Source organism: Arthrobacter glacialis (assembly GCF_002909445.1).
Taxonomy (GTDB): domain Bacteria; phylum Actinomycetota; class Actinomycetes; order Actinomycetales; family Micrococcaceae; genus Specibacter; species Specibacter glacialis.
Map to the genome: position 1 here is coordinate 124,575 of NZ_PPXC01000002.1, position 16,072 is coordinate 140,646.

The window sequence follows — 16,072 nt, forward strand, 5'->3', positions numbered from 1 at the left end:
CGCAAAAGGCGTGTGCCGCCGTCGCACCTAAAGTACGACGGCGGCACGCGCCTTTTGTGATCGGGCTACGGCTTGTCCGGGTCTTCCTTGCTCAGCAGCAGGGTGTCGCCAGCCTCAGCCTCAGTCTCGGAATCAGCGGCGGTGCCACTGGCCAGGCGCGCAGCTTCCAGACGCTCAGCCTCTTCCCCGCCAATGGCCTCGCCGCGGGCCACCATGCCGGAAGTGTCCGAGAGCGGGATGACCTTCATGAAGATCGCCAGCACCAGGGCCACGATCATGAACGGGATCAGGTACCAGAACACCGGAGCCAGGGAATCGGCGTAGGCGTTGATGATGCCGTCCTGGATGGCTTGCGGGAGCTGGTGCAGCGCCTGCGGGTCCAGGGAGGACATGGCACTGCCGGCCTCCTCAGCCGATGCGCCACCTGTGGTGAACACGTCCTTGAGGGATTCGGCCAGGCGCGTGGTGAACATGGCGCCAAAGACGGCCACACCCAAGGCGGAACCCACTTCACGGAAGTAGTTGTTGGTGCTGGTTGCGGTTCCCAACTGGGAGGCCGGAACCGAGTTCTGCACCACGATGACCACAATCTGCATGATCAGGCCCAAACCGGTGCCGAAGACAAACAGCTGCGCGCAAATGACCCAGATGGGGGTTTCGGCGGACAACGTGGTCATCCACAGCATGGCGATGATGGTCAGGATTGAACCGGCAATGGGGAAAGCCTTGTACTTGCCGGTCTTGGTCATGCGGATACCTGACCAGATGGAGGTTCCCATCAGGCCCACCATCATGGGCAGCATCAGCAGGCCTGACTCGGCGGCGGAGGTCCCGGAGGACATTTGCAAGAACGTGGGGACGAATGCCAGGGCGGCAAACATGCCCATGCCCAAGACAAAACCGATGGCCGTGGAGTTCAGGAAGATCGGGTTCTTGAACAGGGACAGCGGGATGATGGGGTCTGCCGCACGGGACTCGGTGAAGATGAACAGCGCCACGGCTGCCAGCATGAGGGCGCCCCACGACCATGTGGTCATGGAGGTCCAGCCGTCTTGCTTGCCGCCAAAATCGGTGAAGAAGATCAAGGCTGTGGTGGCAACCGACAGGAACACCACACCCATGAAGTCAATCTTCTTGGTTGCCTTCTTGGAGGGCAGGGTCAAGGTGAAGTAGGCAATGATGAACGCTGCAATGCCGATCGGGATGTTGATGTAGAAAGCCCACTCCCAGGTGAGGTGGTCCACAAAGTAGCCGCCCAGGAGGGGGCCGGCGACGGCTGAGAGGCCGAAGATGGCACCCAGGGGGCCCATGTACTTGCCGCGCTCGTTGGCGGGGACAATGTCAGCAATGATGGCCTGCGAGAGGATCATCAAGCCACCGCCACCCAAGCCCTGGATGGCACGGAAGATCACAAAGCCCCAGAAGTCGGTGGCAAAGGCGCAGCCGATCGAGGCCAGCGTGAAGATGGCAATGGCTGCCAGGAACAGGTTGCGGCGGCCCAGCACGTCACCAAACTTGCCGTAGATGGGCATCACAATGGTGGTGGCCAGCAGGTAGGCGGTGGTGATCCAGGTCTGGTGTTCCACGCCGCCCAGCTTGCCCACGATGGTGGGAATGGCGGTGGAAACAATGGTTTGGTCGAGGCTGGAGAGCATCATGCCCGCGATGAGCGCGGAGAAGATGATCCAGATTCTCTTTTGGGTCAGCAGGAGCGGTTCGCCTGCTTTGATGGCGGTACTCATGGGGTCCCTTCGAAGGGTAAGAGGGAGAAATTGAAAAGTTGTTGGGCCAGGCGCAGGTTGCCGGCCAGGAGGTCGCCGTAGCTGGCTGTGTTTTCTTCCGAGAAGAAGGCTTGGCTGGCGCGGTGCGAACACGTGCCAAAGACGGCTGCCGCCATGTTGACCAGGGGATCGTCCGGGTCCAGGTGTTCCCGCTGGGCTATCAGGTCTGCGAATTCTGCTTCGCGAATCTTGCTGCTGCCCATCATTTTCATCGTGAGGGCAGGCTCCATCTTCATGACAGCGATCAGCTGATGAATTTGTTCCTTGGTGAAGCCCAGCTGCGCCGCCATGGCGCAGGTGAGCGTGTACAAATCGCGCAGCAGTGTGGTGGAGAGTCCATGGGGCCCGCGTTCCACGCCGGAATCCTGGGCGCCGCCGGCAAGGAATTCGGCGATGGCCGCTGCCGGAAACTCGTCGAGCAGGTGGCCAATGATGGCGTCTTCCTTGGAGGGGAAGTAGTTGAAGAACGTCCGCCGGGACACCCCGACTTCCTCGCACAGCTGCTCGATGGTGAAGCCGTTGAGGCCTTTTTGGGCAGTGGCACGCCGGGCCGCCGCGGTGATGGCGGACCTGGTTGCTTCACGTTTACGGGCGCGCAAGCCATGCGCGGCACAATTTTTTGCACTTTCAGTCACAAAGTAAAAGTTTGCACTATTTTGGTCAGAGTGCAAAATGTTTTTGGAGTGGAATTAATCACAACTGGCCCGCAGTAAACGCCGAAAAACTCATTAAAATCGTGAATTTTCGGCGTTTTCTGCGGGCCAGTTGCAAAAGCTCGGGGAGAGCCGGGAGTTACTGCGGGGGGCGGGTCATGGCGAGAACGTCAAGGCCCTTATCCAGCTGCTCGATGGTGATTTCGCCGCGGTCAACGAAGCCAAGCGCCAGAACGGTTTCACGGATGGTGAGGCCGTTCTTGACTGCGTGCTTGGCGATCTTGGAGCCGTTCTCGTAGCCGATGTACTTGTTCAGCGGGGTCACGATGGACGGGGAAGCCTCGGCCAGGAAGCGCGCGCGCTCCACATTGGCGGTCAGGCCGTCGATCATCTTGTCGGCCATGATGCGGGAGGTGTTGGTCAGCAGGCGGATGGACTGCAACAGGTTCGCAGCCATGACCGGGATGCCGACGTTCAGCTCAAAGGCGCCGTTCGTGGAGGACAGGGCAATGGTGGTGTCGTTGCCAATCACCTGGGCGGCAACCATGATGGCGGCCTCGGAGATGACTGGGTTGACCTTGCCGGGCATGATCGAGGAGCCGGGCTGCAGATCGGGGATGGCAATTTCGCCAAGGCCCGTGTTGGGGCCCGAACCCATCCAGCGAAGATCGTTGTTGATCTTCATGATGGAGTAAGCGATGTTGCGCAGCTGGCCGGAGGCCTCAATGAGACCGTCGCGGTTGGCCTGGGCCTCAAAGTGGTTGCGGGCCTCGGTCAGCGGCAAGCCGGTGTCCGCAGCCAGCAGGGCGATCACGCGCTGCGGGAAGCCGGCCGGGGTGTTGATGCCCGTGCCAACGGCGGTGCCACCCAAAGGAACTTCGGCGACGCGGGGGAGTGCGGACTCCACACGCTCAATGCCGTAGCGGATCTGCGCTGCGTAGCCGCCAAATTCCTGGCCCAGTGTCACGGGGGTGGCATCCATCAAGTGGGTGCGGCCGGACTTCACCACCGTGGCGAATTCGGCTTCCTTGCGCTCCAAGGACTCGGCCAGGTAGGCCAGCGCCGGGATCAGATCGTTGATCAGGGCCGAGGTGGCAGCCACGTGAACGGAGGTGGGGAACACGTCGTTGGAGGACTGTGAAGCGTTGACGTGGTCGTTCGGGTGAACGGTCTTATCCGAGCCCGAGGCCAGCAGGGCCTTGTTGGCCAGGTTCGCCAGAACCTCGTTCATGTTCATGTTGGAGGACGTGCCGGAACCGGTCTGGAAAACATCGATCGGGAAGTCGCCGTCGAAGTTGCCAGCAGCAACCAGATCGGCCGCCTTTTCAATGGCGCGGGCCAAATCTGCATCCAAAACACCCAACTCGGCGTTGGTGGTGGCCGCTGCCTTCTTGATGCGGGCCAAGGCGGCAATGTGGGCTGACTCCAGTGTCATGCCAGAAATCGGGAAGTTTTCCACGGCGCGCTGGGTCTGAGCGCTGTACAGGGCGTTGACCGGGACCCGGACCTCGCCCATGGTGTCATGTTCAATACGGAAGTCTTGTGCGGTAGCCGCGGCAGTATCAGTCATGCCTACACCATATCGCCGCCACGCCCCGAGCTAAAAACTGTGTCCCGTCCCCAAGCAGTCCCGTTGCCTGCCCGGTCGGACGCAAAGAAGGCTCGACGCCGGGAGGTGAGTCCCGGCGTCGAGCCTTCCCTTGGGCATATCTAGGCTATGGAACCGTTGCTGTAGACCAGGTCGGCGCTGCCGTCGTCGAGGCGGTAGGTCAGGCCAACCACTGCGGTGCGCTGGCGGGCAACGGCGGTGGCGATGATGGGGGAGTTCTCCACCAGGCGGGCGGCCGTCTGGCGGACGTGCTCCTCGATCATGTCGCTGACATCGCTGTCCTTGTTCTTGCGCAGGGACGTCAGCACCGACGGGGTGATGCGCTCCACCAGGTCGCGAATGAACCCGGCGGGCATCTTGCCGGTGGAAACAGCAGCCTCGGTGGCTGTCACGGCGCCGCAGCTGTCGTGGCCCAGGACCACGATGAGGGGAACTTCCAGGTACTCAACGCTGTACTCCAGGGAACCCAGCACGGTGTTGTCAATGACGTGCCCGGCCGTGCGGACCACAAAGGCGTCGCCAAGGCCAAGGTCAAAGATGATCTCGGCGGCCAGGCGCGAATCGGAGCAGCCAAAGATCACGGCGAACGGGTGCTGGGTGGACAGCAGCGAGGCGCGGCGGGCGGCGTCCTGATTGGGGTGGGAGGACTTGCCGTCCACAAAACGGGCGTTGCCTGCCATCAGCGTGGCCCAAGCCTCCGCGGGAGTGTGGGGCGGGAAGGTAATGGCGTCGACTTCTCCATCGGTCATGAGGTGCTGCCCTTCGTAGTAGAAATGCTGGCAGCCGGGCTGGCGGGTGCGGCATCCACGAGCCGGCCGGCGGCGGTGGCAAGGACATCGAATTCCTTGAAATCTGCCGCGCCGGTCAAAACAATGGTCGTTGTGCCACTCACCAGAACCAGGCTGCGGTCCCCTTTAGGTTTATCACGCAGCTCCCAGACACGGCCGTCAATGGTGCGGTTTCCCGTAACAGGGGCGTTCTGTGCCTGGTCGGAAGTCCAGGTGGGGTTGGCCGTGGCGGACTGGCGAAGCGCAATGAACGTGTTGGCGGATGTTACGTAACCTACGTCCCAGAATGAAACACCATCAGAGCCCGGCGGGTTCCAGCGCGCATAGTTGGCGTACCAGCCATCGGGCAGGGCGGGCGCCACGGGGGTGAACCCGGCCGTCCCCGCCGCGTGGCTGGCAATGGCCGCAACATCGATGGGCGTGCGGTATGACTCCGCCTTTTGTTGCGGATTGAGCCACACAATGGTGACAACAATGGCCACTGTGGAGAACATGGCCAGGAGCATGCCCATGATGGATGCGTTGGCGCGCTTTGCTGCTCCGGCGGCAATAACTGGCTTCACGGGAGGGGTAGGGGTGTAGTCACTCACGTGACCATCTTCCCAGAAATCGTTACAGGATAATTTCACCAGCAGCCCTGACGTGGCATACATCACCATGGCCGCAACGACTGTTTCGCTTATGATGGCTACCGTAGGCGAAACATGTCAGGGGTGCGCACCGTCGCGCACCATAAATCTGCGCCTACCTGAACAACGGGGTTTCAACGTGGCTGAAAAAGCATCACAAGCTGACTATTCGCAATTGTCCCGCTCTCTCGCCGTAGGCGACAGCGAGCCGGACCGGAACCTAGCTCTAGAACTGGTGCGAGTAACCGAAGCTGCAGCCATTGCCGGCGGGCACTGGGTGGGGTTCGGTGAAAAGAACCTGGCCGACGGCGCAGCCGTGGACGCCATGCGTTCGCTGCTCTCAACCGTGCATTTCAACGGTGTAGTCGTTATTGGCGAGGGCGAAAAAGACGAAGCCCCCATGCTTTACAACGGTGAAGTGGTGGGCGACGGCTCCGGCCCGGAATGCGACGTTGCCGTTGACCCGATTGACGGCACCCGCCTGACAGCCCTGGGCATCAACAACGCCATTGCCGTGCTGGCCGTGGCCGAGCGCGGCACCATGTTTGACCCCTCCGCCGTGTTCTACATGGAGAAGCTCGTCACTGGCCCCGAGGCCGCCGACATGGTTGACCTGCGCCTGCCCGTCAAGCAAAACCTGCACCTCATCGCCAAAGCCAAGGGTGTGAAGGTCAACCAGCTCACCGTCATGGTGCTGGACCGCGACCGCCACCAGCCGCTCATCCAGGAAATCCGCGACGCCGGCGCCCGCACCAAGATCATCCTCGACGGCGACGTAGCCGGAGCCATTGCGGCCGTTCGCACGGGCACGGGCGTCGACGCGCTCATGGGCATCGGCGGCACCCCCGAAGGCATTGTGGCCGCCTGCGCCATCAAGACACTGGGCGGCGTCATCCAGGGCCGGCTGTGGCCCACCTCCGATGACGAGAAGCAGAAGGCCCTCGACGCCGGTCACGACCTGGACCGGGTCCTCTCCACCAACGACCTCGTCACCAGCGACAACTGCTACTTCGCCGCAACAGGCATCACCGACGGCGACCTCCTGCGCGGCGTGCGCTACGACAAGGGCCGCGTCCTGACCCAGTCCATCGTGATGCGCTCCAAGTCAGGCACCGTCCGATTCGTTGATGGCGAGCACCAGGCAGCCAAGTGGGAGACCTACGCCCGTCGCAGCTAGCCGGTAGGGTTGGAGCATGACTTTGAACGTTGTGCCGTGCCGTGTCCGTGACGAGTGGGATGCCGCTGTTGATTCCCAGCAGGGGCACCCCATGCAGCTGTGGGGCTGGGGAGAAACCAAGGCCGCCCACAATTGGCGGGTGGACCGGGTGTTGGTCCTCGAGGATGGCGCCGTGGTGGGGTCGGCCCAAATTCTGTTGCGCCCGCTGCCGTTCCCGTTCCGCTCACTGGCGTATATCGCCAGGGGACCACAGTCCGCCGCTGGCCGGGAGATCGAGGTGCTGGACGCCGTCGGACGCTATGTGAAGGCAACCCACAAGTCCGTGGCCCTGAGCATTGAGCCCGACTGGGATGCCGACTCCGTGGCCGCGGCGTCCCTGCCGGCGTCGGGATGGGCGCGCAGTTCGAGCACAATCTTGATCCCGCGCACACTGATTCTGGACCTGAGCCGCAGTGAGGACGAGCTGCTGGGCGCCATGTCCAAGAAGACGCGCCAGTACATTCGCAAGTCCAGCCGCGAGGCCCTGGAGTACCGTGCCGTCACCGCGGCCGAGCTGCCGCAGTGCATGGCCGTGTACAAGGAGACGGCTGAGCGTGCCGAATTTGGGATCCACCAGGACTCCTACTACAGCGACATTCTGAGGAACCTGGGTGCGGGTTCGCCCATTTACGGCGCGTTCGACGGCGAGAAGCTCGTGGCCTTCCTGTGGCTCGCAGCCAGTGGCTCCACGGCCTTTGAGCTGTACGGCGGCATGACGGAGGCGGGCAGCCAGTTGCGGGCCAACTTCTCGCTGAAATGGCTGGCCATCCAGGAGATGAAGGCGCGCGGGATCACCCGCTACGATTTCAACGGTTTGCTCAATGACGGTGTCTCCAAATTCAAGTTTGGCTTTGCCGACCACGAGAACATGCTGGCCGGCACCTGGGATTTGGGGCTGTCACCCCTCTACCCGGTGTTCGCCAAGGCGCTCCCCTTGGGCCGGAAGGCTATGAAGAAGGCCCGCGGCATCCTCAAGCGCTAACCGCACGTGAGTGCGCAGCAGATGTGACTTCCGACGCCGGAACTCGCATCAGCTGCACACTCACGTCTGCTTTTGGGTTCCCATGCAGGGCAGCGCGCGGCGATCCCCCTTTCACCTCAGATTTTTCGGCAGTTGAGTGGCCTAAACGCGCCCGTTATCCACAGATTTCATGAGCAGCCCAGTATTGCGCCCCGTCGCGGCACCAACCGGGTATTAATGGGGTGCATGAGCAGATTGAAGCCCCTCCCGTTGCACCTGCAACAGCTCCCCTTCACCGTTGCCCAGGCACGGCGTGCGGGACTGACGCCGGCAAGAACCCGATCACGGGACCTTTGGACGCCGAGCCGGGAAATTAGGTTGCCGCGAAGTGGCAGTTTTGAGTTGTTGGAGTCTTGCCGGGCCCACACATCAGTAACCAGCTCCAGCTTCATCAGCCACATCACGGCCGCCAAGATCCACGGCTTGTTCCTCCCATCGCGGTTTGAGGCCGCCCAATGCCTTGACGTGGCCAGGCCCCGGGGTGAGTCGTCACCTCGACGCCGGCACGTCAACGGACGCCGTTTGTTGTTGGGGCCAGGGGACCTTGTGATCGTTGCCGGAGTACCTGTCACCTCTGTGCAGAGGACGCTGGTGGATATTGCGTCCCTGCTCACCCTTGATGAGCTTGTGGACATTGCCGACCAGATAGTCTGCGAACATCACAGCAAATGCGTACCGCCCAAAACGGCCATGGTGGAACGGAACGCCCTGAACGCCTACATTGCCGAGCATGCCGGTGCACGGGGGATGCGCAAACTGCTGGCAGCCATGGAATGGGTCAGGGTGGGTTCGGATTCGCCTCCGGAAACCAGGCTTCGGCTGATCATAGCCCGATCACCACTGCCGGATTTTGAGCCAAATGTGGAAATCCTGGGCCCTGACGGACTCGCCATGGTGGCTCCTGATCTAGCCAACGAGGAGTACAAAACGTGCGCCGAGTACGACGGCAACCATCACTTCACGCCGGAGCAGCAGACCAAGGACCATGACAGGGATTTTGTCACCAATTCATTGGGCTGGCACCAGGCGCTGATCAACAGGAAAGACATGCAGGCCGGGGAACTTATTCTTGTCACCAAACTCGCACGGATGTTGGTGCGGGGTGGTTGGCCGGATCCAAAGAACTTGGCTGGCCAATCGCTCCGGGGCGCCCTCAATACACGTCGAGAATTTCAATGACGTGGTGAGTGCGCAGCTGATGCGACTTCCGGACGTGGAAGTCGCATCAGCTGCGCACTCACCGGTGGCGGGGCCGGTGAGGGCCTAGCCAGCTACCGTGACGGCAAAAACCACTGCCGGGGTGTGCGACTTATCGGCGCTGTCCACATGGGCGTGGACCATGACAGGGTTCTCGGCGGCTGGCACAAAAACGGCGCCGCCGCGGCTTAGCACCATGTCGCCGCGGGGTGAATCGAGCAGCACCGACCCGGAAACGGCCAGCACCAGCAGGGGGCCGTTTTGGATCAGCGGCATGGGTTCGGCGCCCACGGCGATTTCCACGCGCTGCAACACAAACTCGGTAAAGGGCGGTTCCCAGATGTGTTGGCCCAGCTCGGTGACGCGGGTGGGCACCACGGGCACGGCGCCGGGGGCAAAGTCAACCGTCGCAAGCAGCTCGGGCACGTCGATGTGTTTTCCCGTCAACCCGCCGCGCAGCACGTTGTCCGAGGACGCCATGACCTCAAGGCCAAGCCCCGAGAGGTATGCGTGGATGTTCCCGGCGGGCAGGTAGATGGCCTCGCCCGGCACCAAGGACACCCGGTTCAGCAACAACGAGATCAGGACGCCCTGATCGCCCGGGTATTGCCGGGCCAGATCAACCACAGTGCCCAGCGCAGCGGCCAGTTCGATGGAAGATGACGCCAAGGCTGAGGCGGCCAGATCCACTAGTTCTGTGGTTGCGGATCCACCGTTTATGAGCGTTTCAAAGGCGCGGCGAACCACCATGGGCTCGGCCATGCGGGAGTTCAGGCTCATCTCGACTTGGCGCAGCAGCGCGGGGACCTCTGTGCCCGTTGCGGCAATGGCGGCTCCCACGGCGCGGAACAATTCCGCAGCCTCGGCACAGGGTCGGAACCCGCAGAGCGCCTCAAAATTGGTGAGCGCAAGGATCATTTCCGGCTTGTGGTTCTCGTCCTTGTAGTTGCGGTGTGCGGCGTCGCGCGGGATCCCGGCAGCTTCCTCGTCCGCAAAGCGAACGCGGGCGCGCTCCAGGGTGGGGTGCACCTGCAGTGACAAGGCCTTGTCCGCGGCCAGCAGTTTCGCAAGAAACGGCAGCTTGGCCCCGAATGCGGCGTGGACTTCCTCGCCCAACGTTGCCCGGGGATGGTCAGCAATGAGCTGGTCCAGGGCTATGGGTCCCTCGGGGGTGGCGGCCACGGAGGGTGAATCCGGGTGGGCGCCCATCCACAGCTCAGCCTCGGGTCCGCCGCTGGGATCGGTGCCAAGGAGCCCTGCGATGGCTGTGGTTGAGCCCCAAGGGTAGTCGCGGGTGACGTTGGTCAGTGCATACATAAGGCGTTTCTCCTGGTTCGCGACAAACTGCAAGTCACTGTGAAATCATGGGCACCAACTCAGTGGCCGGCTCTAGCCGGGGGAGCAGCTCCCGTTATTGGCGAGGAGGGTAAAGAGTGCTGCTTCATCATTGTTGATGGCTAGTTGCTGCAAGTATTCTGCGGAGACATCCGGTCTGGCGGCTGGCGCTTCGGGAGCTGCCGACGTCGGCACAGGCACAGGCACAGGCGCCGGTTCCGGTGCCGGTGCAGCGGGGTCAGCAGGAACGGCAGGGGCAGCCGGAGCCTCCTCCGTCTTGGGCTTCTCGCTGGGCGCCGGCGGGTTCAACAAAGTCTTCACGCGCTCATGGATGACATCAAAGTCAGGGTAGGTGGGGAAGTCCTGATCGAAGTCCGGCGGGCCAATGGTCAAACGGGCCAGGGAGTGTTCCTTGGACTTCAGCGCCAGGGAGACGAAGCTGCCCAACTGCCCGGCCGGGATGTCGGATTCGATGACCTTGGCACCAGCGGCGGCGATGCCGTTGAACTTGGTGAGAACAGTGGCAGGGTCCATTTGGGCCAACATGGCTGCCTGGATGCACTGTTGGCGTTGGCTGCGATTGTACTCAGGCACCCATTGGCGTGAGCGGGCGTACCAGAGCGCGTGGTAGCCGTTGAGGGTTTGCACCCCTGGGGCAATCCAGCCTGTGGGCGGGAGGTGGTCGCCAGTTCCGTTGACGTCGTCGCCACTGATGGGAACCCAGCCGCCCACGTTGACCTTGACCCCGCCCAGGGCATCAATGAGCGTGGAGAATCCGGCCATGTCAACCAAAACGTAGCCCTGAATTTGCAGTCCCAGGGTCCCGCCAGCAGCATCCATCATGGCTGCCGCGCCCGGATCCGGCGCGTTCGGGTACAGGCCCGCATGGTTGTTGGTCACATCCGTGTACAGGAAGTTGATGATGCAGTCATCGCCGCAGTTGTAACCCTCGGGGTAGACGCCCCAGAGCGGGGAGTCGGGCGAGAACTGGGCGTTCTGCAGGTTTCGCGGGATGCTCATGGTGGCAGCCTGGCCGGTTTTGGCGTCGATGCTGACAACAATGATGGAATCCGGGCGCCGTCCGGTGCGGTCCGCGCCGGCGTCGCCACCCATGACCAGGAAGTTGTAGCGCCCATCCACGGGCACCATGTCCGGCCCGGACTGGAAAATGCTGGTGATGGCGTTGCGCCCGGAATTGATCAAAAACGCGCCGTAGGCCAGGGACCCGCTGGTCAGGACCATGAGCACCACCAGCGCGCCGCTGACCAGTGCCCGCATGCCGGGGGCCAGCATGGACGGGCGAATGATCTTGAGCGTGTTCAAAAAAACGATGGCCCAGCCCAGGGCAAGCGCCAGCAGCACCACAATGATTGCCAGTGAGCTCAGCGGGTTGGTGAACAGGTTCAGCAGGGTTTCGCGGTGCACCAAGGCAAGGGCGACGGCGGCAATCACCAAGGCCCAGACCGTGAAAGTGCAGCGCAGGGCCAGGCGGCCAAAGCGCTTGTTGCCGGCAACAATTTGGGCAGCGCCGGGCACAAATAATGTCAGCAGCAGGAGGAACCAGGCTCTTTTTGAGCGTGCAGGTGCCGAGGCCGATTCCGGGTAACGGACCGGGTTGGTCAACACAGGCGGGCGGTTGGAGGCCCGGGACACCTTGGGGCTGCTAAAACTCATACGTTCGCGTTCACACCCTCGGCTCCTGCGGATGTTCCGGTGTTGACCGCCAACGGATAGGCGGCACCGGCCTTTTCACGCAGCGCAGCACCCTTGGCCGAGGCTTGGTCGTTGAGTTCTTGGGCAAAAACTGTCAGCTTCGCGGCCAGGGACACCGCGAGGTCGTCAGTGGCCGATGCCAGCATGCGTACGGCCAGCAACCCTGCGTTGCGGGCACCGCCGATGGAGACGGTGGCCACGGGAACGCCGGCAGGCATTTGCACAATGGAAAGCAGTGAGTCCATGCCGTCAAGTGTCTTCAAGGGAACGGGGACACCCACCACGGGCAGCGTGGTCACGGAGGCCAGCATGCCCGGCAGGTGGGCTGCGCCACCGGCTCCGGCAATGATGACGCGGATGCCGCGGGCGGCCGCGTTCTGGCCGTAGGCGATCATTTCCGTGGGCATGCGGTGCGCCGAGACAACGTCTGTTTCAAACGGGATGCCGAATTCGCTCAGGGCGGCGGCAGCCAGCTCCATGACGGGCCAGTCTGAATCTGATCCCATGACAATGCCCACTAGGGGCTGCTGGGGTGTGGAAAGTTCGCTCATGGTGTTTCCCTATGCTCCGTCACGGATGATGTTTGCCACGGTGGTGGCGCGGGCGCGGACTGTTGCGACGTCGTCGTCCGCGGAACCGATCACGTTGACGTGACCAATTTTGCGGCCAGGACGAACAGACTTGCCGTAGCTGTGCACCTTGACAGTGGGTTCGGCAGCCAGGGCCGCGCCATAGGCACTGAAGAGATCCTGGTTGGCGCCGCCCAGGAAGTTTTTCATGACAACAATCTCGCCCAGGGCATGCGTGGAGCCCAGGGGCAGGTCCAGCACGGCACGCAGGTGCTGCTCGAACTGCCCTGTCACGGCGCCGTCCATGGTCCAGTGACCGGTGTTGTGGGGACGCATGGCCAGCTCGTTGATGAGGTAGCCGGGTGCGCGTCCCGGGGTTTCAAAAAGCTCGGCAGCCATGACACCGGTTACGCCCAGCTCACCGGCAATCAGGAGCGCGGCGGCCTGGGCCTGTGCGGCAACGTCGGCAGGAATCGCGGGGGCGGGGGCAATGACCTCATCGCACACGCCGTCCACCTGGATGGACTCGGCCACGGGCCAGGCGCGTGCCTCGCCGGAGGGGGTGCGGGCCACGAGGGCGGAAAGTTCACGGGAGAAGTCAACCATCTCTTCAACCAGCAGGGGGCTCATGGCCTCAAACCAGTCGGCGGCGGCAGCAGCGTCGTCGGGGGAGCGCAGAATCTTCACGCCCTTGCCGTCGTAGCCGCCGCGCGGGGTCTTCAACACCACGGGCCAGCCGTTGAGCTCGCCAAAAGCCTCAATGTCTGCAACGCAGGAAACAGCAGCCCACTCCGGATTGGGCAAGCCCAAGCGCTCGATGGCCGCACGCATCACCAGCTTGTCTTGGGCATTGATCAAGGCGTCCGGGCGCGGCTGCACGTTCACGCCCTCCGCGATGAGGGTCTGCAAGTGCTCGCTGGGGACGTGTTCGTGGTCAAAGGTGAGCACGTCAACACCGCGGGCAAAAGTGCGCAAGGTGTCCAGGTCTTTGTAGTCGCCCACGGGGGCCGTGGCCACAACGGGCACGGCACACACCTCCGGGGTTTCAGCCAGGACACGTAATTCAAAACCAAGGGCCACGGCGGGAGGGGCCATCATGCGGGCCAGCTGCCCGCCGCCCACAACACCGATTACAGGAAAAGTCACAATCCCCAGCGTACCGAAAGTCTGCCCAGATCCTTGCTTTTAGGCCGAGCTGCGCCGTTTTTGCGCCGACTTTGAATCGGTACGATGGTGCAATATCACAGCTTTCCAAGCCCAAATCGTGGCGTTTTGCAGCCCCTAGCGCAGAACTCGCAGGCGAATTGGCTTAGAATTCATCTGAGGCTGCTAGCGTGATCCAACCGTTTTTGGCCCCTTAGCCTGACGGAGGACCATGTATAAATCACTGACTGAGCGCATCAAAGGCCTGATGGGCCTGTTCTGGCGCGAGGTGGCAAAATTTGGCGTCGTAGGTGGCGTTGCCTTCGTCATCGACACCGGCATATACCTGTGGCTGCTCGCGGGCAGCATGGGCGGGCACCCCACCAAGGCCAAGATCATCTCGGCCGCCGTCGCCACTGTCTTCTCCTGGCTGGCCAACAGGTACTGGACCTTCCGCCACCGCCGCCAGGCCAACATGGTGCGCGAAGTCATCTTGTTCATCATCATGAACGGGATTGGCCTGGGCATCGCCGCCGCGTGCGTCTACATCTCCCACTGGGTCCTGGGCTTTGAGTCCGCCACCGCCGACATCATCGCAGGCTCGGTCGTGGGTCTGATCCTGGGCACCATCTTCCGCTTCTTCGCTTACCGCTACTGGGTCTTCACCGAGGAACTCGATCAGGAACCCGGATTCGACCACGACCACGAGCTCATCGAGTCGGACCACAAGCGCTAAATCCCTTAGCCCAGGGTGATGTTCTCGGTGCTGCGCAGATGATCACTGGCTGCCACGCCGTCGTCAAGCAAAACCACTGAACCGCCGGCCGCCCAAATCTTCAGGGCCGCAGGTACGACGGCGTCCCATCCGTCCCGCACCTGCAGCAGCACCCGCTGTGGTTCAGCAGGCAATGGTTGGGTCACGCCGTCGATCATGACCTCACCCTGTGCCAGGAGCGCAGCGTAGCTGGTGGTCACCGAATCATGCAGCCAGGCAACATCGCCCGGAGCCGGCGCATCGTCGGCAAAGAACACATCGGCGTGCGCGCGCACATCCCCTGAATAGTCCAAGGTGCGCGGGGGCAGCTCGCCCAGCCAGCGCATCTGCAGGGCCGGCAGTGCCACAGCCACCAGCAGGGGGGCCGGAGCAACGCCCGCCAGGCGCTCCTGGGCGTCAGCAGGATGGGCCGTGGCCACAATGTCGGCACCATCGGGAAGGTCCGCCGTCACCGCAGTGCCACCCACGGCCCAGGTGGCCAGGAGCCACACCAGTGACCGCCAGTGCAGGGGCAGGTCCACGGCAACCACTGTGCCGGGTGCGGCGTCGAGCTCGTCAACAAGGTAGTTGGCAGTCTTGGCCACCCAGTTATCCAACACGCGGCCGGAGAACTCCACACGTTCGGAATCCGGCCCGTACCAGGACAACCGGGGAGATGTTGCGTGGTTGCTGCGCAAGGAGTTCAGAAGATCTGCGGGGGAGTTCGGCACGGTGTTCATAGTGCCCCATCTTGCCACTTTCCGCCTGACGAGAAATTCCAGCGATTGGAGTAAATGTCGATTGTGACGTGAGCTGCGTTACATAAGGCTTCGGGCATATTCGCTCGCGGGCTCAGAAAAACGCGAAGACTGTGCGGAATCAAGGTATTTAGGCGATTCAAGGGTGTAAATGCACGGATGTATTGGTATGAAATTGCCGGGCGTGGCGTGCGGGATGTTCGTGCTGTGTAGTGGTTATCATCTACGTCCGCTTGACGTGGGAGACTTACATGGATGTAATTAGACCCACGAACAGCTGACAACGGCACTGAAACCGCAGCTAGCGGTATCCGGGGGGACCGGGCCTCAGTGACCGAAGATTTCAGCAACATTCAGGAGGACGATTATGGGGCAAGCTCAGCTGAGTGTGGCAAATTTCAACGACGACTCCGTAGCGGCTCAGGCTGCGGACACCTATCACTCACGTGGCGTGCCCACTGATTGGTATGTGGACCCGGCAGATCCGGATGCAGCAGCATTTCATGAACGCGAAAACCGCCAGGCTCTAACGGATGCGGCCACGGCATTCCTGACTGAGCACGAGGCGGACGAATCGGCGGTAGCCCACCCGACGCCAGTTACGGGCGTGGACAGTGTGGCTGTCTGGATAGGCCTGCGACCGTCCAAAAACGACTTCAGCGACGAAGGTGAACTAGGCTGGCAAACGGACGCCCTCTGTGCACAGACGGACCCGGAAGCGTTTTTCCCTGAAAAGGGAGGCTCCACCCGGGATGCCAAGAAAGTGTGCGGCGCCTGCAATGTTAAAGCAAAATGTTTGGAATACGCTCTGGCCAACGATGAGCGGTTTGGAATCTGGGGCGGCCTGTCCGAGCGTGAACGCCGGCGGCTGCGGAAGCGAGCAGTCTAATTCTTGATGCAGTAAAA

General features: G+C 62.3%; 15 protein-coding genes. 5 read left to right on the plus strand and 10 right to left on the minus strand.

Annotation, left to right across the window (positions count from 1 at the left end):
• Positions 1 to 65: 65 nt before the first annotated feature.
• The 5 genes from CVS27_RS02865 to CVS27_RS02885 form a co-directional block, all read right to left on the minus strand.
• Positions 66 to 1,742, minus strand: coding sequence for an MDR family MFS transporter (locus CVS27_RS02865; RefSeq protein ID WP_103464232.1), 1,677 nt, complete (start codon positions 1,740 to 1,742; stop codon positions 66 to 68).
• Positions 1,739 to 2,416, minus strand: coding sequence for a TetR/AcrR family transcriptional regulator (locus CVS27_RS02870; protein ID WP_103464233.1), 678 nt, complete (start codon positions 2,414 to 2,416; stop codon positions 1,739 to 1,741). Before CVS27_RS02870 ends, CVS27_RS02865 begins: the two co-directional genes overlap by 4 nt.
• Positions 2,417 to 2,573: 157 nt before the next feature.
• Positions 2,574 to 4,004, minus strand: coding sequence for a class II fumarate hydratase (locus CVS27_RS02875; protein WP_103464234.1), 1,431 nt, complete (start codon positions 4,002 to 4,004; stop codon positions 2,574 to 2,576).
• 140 nt (positions 4,005 to 4,144) lie between these two features.
• Entirely contained in the window at positions 4,145 to 4,792 is a 648-nt protein-coding gene (locus tag CVS27_RS02880) for a carbonic anhydrase (RefSeq protein WP_103464235.1), read from the minus strand.
• Positions 4,789 to 5,421: a DUF4245 domain-containing protein gene (locus CVS27_RS02885; protein WP_165788046.1), complete on the minus strand. Its 633-nt coding sequence runs from the start codon at positions 5,419 to 5,421 to the stop codon at positions 4,789 to 4,791. Before CVS27_RS02885 ends, CVS27_RS02880 begins: the two co-directional genes overlap by 4 nt.
• 178 nt (positions 5,422 to 5,599) lie before the next feature.
• Between CVS27_RS02885 and glpX the strand changes: the two genes are divergently transcribed.
• The 3 genes from glpX (at position 5,600) to CVS27_RS20465 (ending at position 8,876) form a co-directional block, all read left to right on the plus strand.
• Positions 5,600 to 6,637 carry a class II fructose-bisphosphatase gene (glpX, locus tag CVS27_RS02890; RefSeq protein WP_103464237.1) on the plus strand — a complete coding sequence of 346 codons (1,038 nt, stop codon included), beginning with the start codon at positions 5,600 to 5,602 and terminating at the stop codon, positions 6,635 to 6,637.
• A 16-nt stretch (positions 6,638 to 6,653) separates the two neighbouring features.
• Positions 6,654 to 7,658 carry a lipid II:glycine glycyltransferase FemX gene (locus tag CVS27_RS02895; protein ID WP_103464238.1) on the plus strand — a complete coding sequence of 335 codons (1,005 nt, stop codon included), beginning with the start codon at positions 6,654 to 6,656 and terminating at the stop codon, positions 7,656 to 7,658.
• A 225-nt stretch (positions 7,659 to 7,883) separates the two neighbouring features.
• On the plus strand, positions 7,884 to 8,876 hold the full coding sequence (locus CVS27_RS20465) for a putative endonuclease domain-containing protein (protein WP_133162859.1): 993 nt from the start codon (positions 7,884 to 7,886) through the stop codon (positions 8,874 to 8,876).
• An 84-nt stretch (positions 8,877 to 8,960) separates the two neighbouring features.
• Here CVS27_RS20465 and manA read toward each other — a convergent pair whose 3' ends face one another.
• The 4 genes from manA to CVS27_RS02920 all read right to left on the minus strand — a co-directional run bounded on the left by manA (position 8,961) and on the right by CVS27_RS02920 (position 13,657).
• The gene (manA, locus tag CVS27_RS02905) at positions 8,961 to 10,211 is read right to left on the minus strand and encodes a mannose-6-phosphate isomerase, class I (protein ID WP_103464240.1); all 1,251 of its coding nucleotides are present in this window, start codon (positions 10,209 to 10,211) and stop codon (positions 8,961 to 8,963) included.
• A gap of 72 nt (positions 10,212 to 10,283) precedes the next feature.
• Entirely contained in the window at positions 10,284 to 11,903 is a 1,620-nt protein-coding gene (locus CVS27_RS02910) for an LCP family protein (RefSeq protein WP_103464241.1), read from the minus strand.
• Positions 11,900 to 12,493: a 5-(carboxyamino)imidazole ribonucleotide mutase gene (purE, locus tag CVS27_RS02915; protein ID WP_103464242.1), complete on the minus strand. Its 594-nt coding sequence runs from the start codon at positions 12,491 to 12,493 to the stop codon at positions 11,900 to 11,902. Before purE ends, CVS27_RS02910 begins: the two co-directional genes overlap by 4 nt.
• A 9-nt stretch (positions 12,494 to 12,502) precedes the next feature.
• Positions 12,503 to 13,657, minus strand: coding sequence for a 5-(carboxyamino)imidazole ribonucleotide synthase (locus tag CVS27_RS02920; RefSeq protein ID WP_103464243.1), 1,155 nt, complete (start codon positions 13,655 to 13,657; stop codon positions 12,503 to 12,505).
• A 229-nt stretch (positions 13,658 to 13,886) separates the two neighbouring features.
• On the opposite strand from CVS27_RS02920, the gene CVS27_RS02925 reads away from it, so the two are divergent.
• The gene (locus CVS27_RS02925) at positions 13,887 to 14,390 is read left to right on the plus strand and encodes a GtrA family protein (RefSeq protein WP_103464244.1); all 504 of its coding nucleotides are present in this window, start codon (positions 13,887 to 13,889) and stop codon (positions 14,388 to 14,390) included.
• A gap of 5 nt (positions 14,391 to 14,395) precedes the next feature.
• On the opposite strand, the gene CVS27_RS02930 is transcribed toward CVS27_RS02925, so the two are convergent.
• Positions 14,396 to 15,148 carry a TIGR03089 family protein gene (locus CVS27_RS02930; RefSeq protein ID WP_103464245.1) on the minus strand — a complete coding sequence of 251 codons (753 nt, stop codon included), beginning with the start codon at positions 15,146 to 15,148 and terminating at the stop codon, positions 14,396 to 14,398.
• A gap of 385 nt (positions 15,149 to 15,533) precedes the next feature.
• On the opposite strand from CVS27_RS02930, the gene CVS27_RS02935 reads away from it, so the two are divergent.
• Positions 15,534 to 16,055, plus strand: coding sequence for a WhiB family transcriptional regulator (locus tag CVS27_RS02935; protein WP_103464246.1), 522 nt, complete (start codon positions 15,534 to 15,536; stop codon positions 16,053 to 16,055).
• Positions 16,056 to 16,072: the final 17 nt, after the last annotated feature.

Excerpts from the sequence above, each read along its gene's own strand:
- CVS27_RS02865 (WP_103464232.1), bottom strand. The coding sequence starts at position 1,742 with ATGAGTACCGCCATCAAAGCAGGCGAACCGCTCCTGCTGACCCAAAAG.
- CVS27_RS02875 (WP_103464234.1), bottom strand. The coding sequence starts at position 4,004 with ATGACTGATACTGCCGCGGCTACCGCACAAGACTTCCGTATTGAACAT.
- CVS27_RS02880 (WP_103464235.1), bottom strand. The coding sequence starts at position 4,792 with ATGACCGATGGAGAAGTCGACGCCATTACCTTCCCGCCCCACACTCCC.
- CVS27_RS02895 (WP_103464238.1), top strand. The coding sequence starts at position 6,654 with ATGACTTTGAACGTTGTGCCGTGCCGTGTCCGTGACGAGTGGGATGCC.
- CVS27_RS20465 (WP_133162859.1), top strand. The coding sequence starts at position 7,884 with ATGAGCAGATTGAAGCCCCTCCCGTTGCACCTGCAACAGCTCCCCTTC.
- manA (WP_103464240.1), bottom strand. The coding sequence starts at position 10,211 with ATGTATGCACTGACCAACGTCACCCGCGACTACCCTTGGGGCTCAACC.
- CVS27_RS02910 (WP_103464241.1), bottom strand. The coding sequence starts at position 11,903 with ATGAGTTTTAGCAGCCCCAAGGTGTCCCGGGCCTCCAACCGCCCGCCT.
- purE (WP_103464242.1), bottom strand. The coding sequence starts at position 12,493 with ATGAGCGAACTTTCCACACCCCAGCAGCCCCTAGTGGGCATTGTCATG.
- CVS27_RS02925 (WP_103464244.1), top strand. The coding sequence starts at position 13,887 with ATGTATAAATCACTGACTGAGCGCATCAAAGGCCTGATGGGCCTGTTC.
- CVS27_RS02930 (WP_103464245.1), bottom strand. The coding sequence starts at position 15,148 with ATGAACACCGTGCCGAACTCCCCCGCAGATCTTCTGAACTCCTTGCGC.
- CVS27_RS02935 (WP_103464246.1), top strand. The coding sequence starts at position 15,534 with ATGGGGCAAGCTCAGCTGAGTGTGGCAAATTTCAACGACGACTCCGTA.